The following is a 4,175-nucleotide window of genomic DNA, read 5'->3' as shown; positions in this document are numbered from 1 at the left end:
CTGCGGCGAGTCGACCACCGTGTGCACCAGCCCGAGCTCGCGCTCCCAGGCGAGCGTCTTCTCCAGGTGCTCGCCGAAGAACCAGGTCGCGTGGCGGAATTCCGCGGCGACGAGGTGCCCCTGCATCTTCCCGGCGCAATGCTCCACGTGCGCCATGCTCGCCTTGTTGCGCAGCAGCCAGGGCGCGAACTGGAAGTGCACCGCGCCCAGCTTGCCCGCGTGCTGCAGCGGCGCGAGCGCCTCGATGAAGCGGCGCCACAGTTCGCCGCGGATCTCGGCCGGCACCTGCTCGTAGTAGACGGTGCGGCCCAGGCCGGCGGGCAGCGCCTTCTGCAGGTCGCGCGGGAAGGTGGTGGGCAGGGCGGGGTGCCCCGTGAACAGGCGGAAGGCCTTGACGTTGAAGACGAAGCCGGGCGGGGTGCGCTCGGTCCAGAGCTGCGCGGTCTGCGGCAGCGGCATCGCGTAGTAGCTCGAGTCCACTTCCACCAGCGGGAACTGCTGCGCGTAGAAGCGCAGGCGCTGTTCCGCCGTCTTCACCGCCGGCGGATAGAAGCGTCCGCAGGCGACCAGGGTCTTGTCGGTCCAGGAGGCGGTGCCGACCAGGATGTTGAAGTCCACTGGATTAATATACAGCCGTGCAGTCCCCCGATCCCCTCGCCTCCCTCAATCCGCAGCAGCGCGAAGCCGCCACACACGGCACCGGCGAGAGCGCCGGCGACACCCGGCCGCTGCTGGTGATCGCCGGCGCCGGCTCGGGCAAGACCAGCACGCTGGCGCACCGGGTCGCCAACCTGATCCGCCACGGGGCCGACCCGCAGCGCATGATGCTGCTCACCTTCAGCCGCCGCGCCGCGCAGGAGATGGAGCGGCGCGTCGGCGGCGTGCTGCAGCAGGCACTGGCCCTCGGCGCCACGCAGGCGCTGCCCGGCCTGCCCTGGAGCGGCACCTTCCACGGCATCGGCGCGCGGCTGCTGCGCGAATACGCGCCGCGCATCGGGCTGGAGGAGAACTTCACCATCCACGACCGCGGCGACGCCGAGGACCTGATGGGAATGGTGCGCCACGAGATCGGCCTGGCGGACCAGAAGAAGCGCTTCCCGCTCAAGGGCACCTGCCTGGGCATCTATTCGCGCGTGCTCAACACGCGCGATCCGCTGCACCTCGTGCTGCAGTCGGTCTACCCGTGGTGCACACAGTGGGAGGACGAACTGAAGAAGCTGTTCGGCGCCTACGTGGAAGCCAAGCAGCAGCAGAACGTGCTGGACTACGACGACCTGCTCGGTTTCTGGGCCGACATGATGGCCGAACCGAGCCTGGCCGAGGAAGTCGGCGCGCGTTTCGACCACGTGCTGGTCGACGAATACCAGGACACCAACCGCCTGCAGGCCGAGATCCTGCTGGCCATGAAGCCGTCGGGCCAGGGCGTCACGGTGGTCGGCGACGACGCGCAGAGCATCTATTCCTTCCGCGGCGCCACAGTGCGCAACATCCTCGACTTCCCGCACCGCTTCGGCCAGCCGGCGCGCGTCGTCACGCTGGAACGCAACTACCGCAGCACGCAAGCCATCCTCGACGCCAGCAACGCCGTGATCGCGGCGGCGCGCGAGCGGCATGCCAAGAACCTGTTCACCGACAAGGCCTCGTCGCAGCGCGCGCAGCTGGTGCTGGTGCCCGACGAGGCGCAGCAGGCCCGCTGGGTGGCCGAGCAGGTGCTGCGCCAGCGCGAGGCGGGCGCGCCGCTGAAGTCGCAGGCGGTGCTGTTCCGCGCCAGCCACCACAGCGCGCCGCTGGAACTGGAGCTCGCGCGCCGCAACATCCCGTTCGTGAAGTTCGGTGGGCTCAAGTTCCTGGAGGCCTCGCACGTCAAGGACCTGATGGCGGTGCTGCGCTTCGCGCAGAACCCGCGCGGGCGCATGGCCGGCTTCCGTGTGGCGCAGCTCGTGCCCGGCGTGGGTGCCGCGACGGCCACGCGCCTGCTCGATGCCATGGAGGAGGCGAGCGATCCGCACCAGGCGCTGCAGTCCTTCGAGCCGCCGGGGGCGGCCCGCGAAGGCTGGGCCGAACTGGCCGCGCTCTATGCGAAGCTGCGCGAGCCGGGTCTCGCCTGGCCTGCCGACATGGAGCTGGCCAAGAGCTGGTACCTGCCCGTGCTGGAGCGCCTGCACGACGACGCGCAGGTGCGCAAGCTCGATGTCGAACAGCTCGCGCGCCTGGCCGCGGGCTACGGCAGCCGCGAGCGCTTCCTGACCGAGCTGACGCTCGATCCGCCCGAGGTCACCAGCGACCAGAGCGGCCCGCCGCTGCGCGACGAGGATTACCTGATCCTGTCCACCATCCACAGCGCCAAGGGCCAGGAATGGAAGGCGGTGCACGTGCTCAACGTGGTGGACGGCTGCATCCCGAGCGACATGGCCACCGGCACGACCGAGGAACTGGAGGAGGAGCGCCGCCTCCTGTACGTGGCGATGACGCGCGCGAAGGAGCAGCTGCACCTGCTGGTGCCGCAACGCTTCTACGTCTCGCAGCAATCCGGCGGCGGCGACCGCCACGTCTACGCGGGCCGCTCGCGCTTCGTCACCGAGGCGATGACGCGCCACTTCGAGCAGGTCGCGTGGCCCGAGGCGTTGGCCGTGGCCGGCACCGCGCCCCGGCCGGCCGCCCCCGTGATGCAGGTGCGCGACCGGGCCCGCGCGGCCTGGCGCTGAACATCGCCGCAAGGTTCCCGCGCGGCGCGCGGAAGGGGGCCCCGTCCTACGCCCGCAGGGCCTGCGCGCCGACAAGCATCGACGGCGCGCAGCCTACAGTGCCGCTCTTGACAGCGAGTGGATCGCCGCGGGCAGGGCGATTCCTACGCGGAAGCGCTGGCGATGCCGACAGGCTCCGCGGCCCACCTGCCTAGATTGACCGTTGTGGCCGCAGCGCCGGCAGAAGCGACGGCCGTCATATCAACCGACCAAAGGAGCAAGCTATGGCATCTCGCAGTTCTTCCTCTTCCTCCAAATCGGGCTCGTCGTCGTCGCGCAGCAGCAGCAGTTCCGGCCGCGGCACCGCTTCCAGCGGCCGCAGCAGCACGGGCCGCAGCAGCTCCAGCCGCACCAGCAAGCCGAGCGCCAAGGGCAACAGCCGCAGCTCCAGCTCCAGCAGCCGTTCGCGCAGCAGCAGCAGCAAGTAAGGCCCTGCGCAGGCCCTCCGGCGAATGCCTGGCACGCGCGAGCGGCCAGGCATTCTTCGTTTTTTCACGCGTCGCCCCCGCACAGGCGGGGGCCCACCGAAGGATCCGCATGGCGCAAGACGACACGGACAAGGACCGCAAGGCCCCGAACGCCACCAGCCCCGGCAACGCCGGCGCGCGCGGCAGCCGCGGCCAGGCGAACAGCGGCGCCCAGCCCGCCAACAGCACCAATGCCGGCGCCGACGAACGCGCGCCGGAGCGCGGCACCGACCCGCGCGACGCCGACGCCCAGGGCGGCGGCGGCGTGGCCAGCGAGAGCAGCCGGTCGAAGTGACGGACCGACCAGCCAGGCGCCCGGACTTCCCTTGGCGCCTGGGCTGCTGGAGCCCTGACTTTGGCCACGCCTGAGCCACTTGTGTGCCTCCCTTCGGGGGAAAGGCGAGCGCGGGCGCTCCCTCCTACAGAGATCTACAATCGCCTGCAATTCGCTCCAATCGTCGATTCGAGAGGAGTCGGTCGTGGCTGTCTTTCACCGCACAGCACTCGCTGAGGACCTGGCCAGGAAACTGATGGAGCCGCCGGCCACCTCGGCCGCTCCTTCGGGTCTGTTCCTCGCCGCGCCGCGGCGCACCGGCAAGAGCACCTTCCTGCGCGAGGACCTGCGCCCGGCCCTCGAACGCCAGGGGGCGCTCGTCATCTACGCCGACCTGTGGGCCGACCGCGCCACCGACCCCGGCGAAGTCATCGTCAACGCGGTGCGGACCGCACTGCAGCAGCGACAAGGCGTCGTGGCCCGCCTCGCGCATGCCTCGGGCGTCGAGAAGGTTTCGATCGGGGGCCTTGCGCTGGGCCGCCGCTCCAGCGCGAAGCGGCGGACGAAGATGGCATCCGCGACATACTCCAGGAAGACCAGACCGAGAACCAGAACCTGCCCCCCATGTCGTCCCGGATCAACATCCCGACCGTCGCCAACTTCCGCCGCGTCGGCGCCCGCGAGGCGGGC

Annotated in this window: 4 protein-coding genes and 1 pseudogene; 3 read left to right on the top strand and 2 right to left on the bottom strand. The window is 70.6% G+C overall.

The genetic code is table 11. The features are described from left to right. The coding region (locus VFM98_RS11815) for a DUF72 domain-containing protein (protein WP_325110116.1) at positions 1-618 on the bottom strand (618 nt) is incomplete at its 3' end. 17 nt (positions 619-635) lie between these two features. On the opposite strand from VFM98_RS11815, the gene VFM98_RS11810 reads away from it, so the two are divergent. Next, a complete protein-coding gene (locus VFM98_RS11810; protein ID WP_325110115.1) occupies positions 636-2,705 on the top strand; it encodes an ATP-dependent helicase in 2,070 nt (689 codons plus the stop codon). 235 nt (positions 2,706-2,940) lie between these two features. Here VFM98_RS11810 and VFM98_RS11805 read toward each other — a convergent pair whose 3' ends face one another. Further along, complete coding sequence (locus VFM98_RS11805; protein WP_325110114.1) at positions 2,941-3,168, bottom strand: hypothetical protein; 228 nt, start codon at positions 3,166-3,168, stop codon at positions 2,941-2,943. Positions 3,169-3,281: 113 nt separating this feature from the next. On the opposite strand from VFM98_RS11805, the gene VFM98_RS11800 reads away from it, so the two are divergent. Further along, positions 3,282-3,506: a hypothetical protein gene (locus VFM98_RS11800; protein ID WP_325110113.1), complete on the top strand. Its 225-nt coding sequence runs from the start codon at positions 3,282-3,284 to the stop codon at positions 3,504-3,506. A 184-nt stretch (positions 3,507-3,690) separates the two neighbouring features. Next, positions 3,691-4,175: pseudogene (locus VFM98_RS11795) on the top strand (hypothetical protein); the annotation flags it as partial.

It is taken from the genome of Ramlibacter sp. (genome assembly GCF_035706265.1).
In the GTDB taxonomy this organism is placed as follows: Bacteria; Pseudomonadota; Gammaproteobacteria; order Burkholderiales; family Burkholderiaceae_C; genus Ramlibacter.
The sequence above is the reverse complement of the archived record's forward strand: the minus strand, read 5'-3'. Positions and strand labels throughout refer to the sequence as shown.

Bases quoted from the DNA above. Each gene is read 5' to 3' on its own strand.
- VFM98_RS11800 (WP_325110113.1), top strand. From the start codon at position 3,282: ATGGCGCAAGACGACACGGACAAGGACCGCAAGGCCCCGAACGCCACC.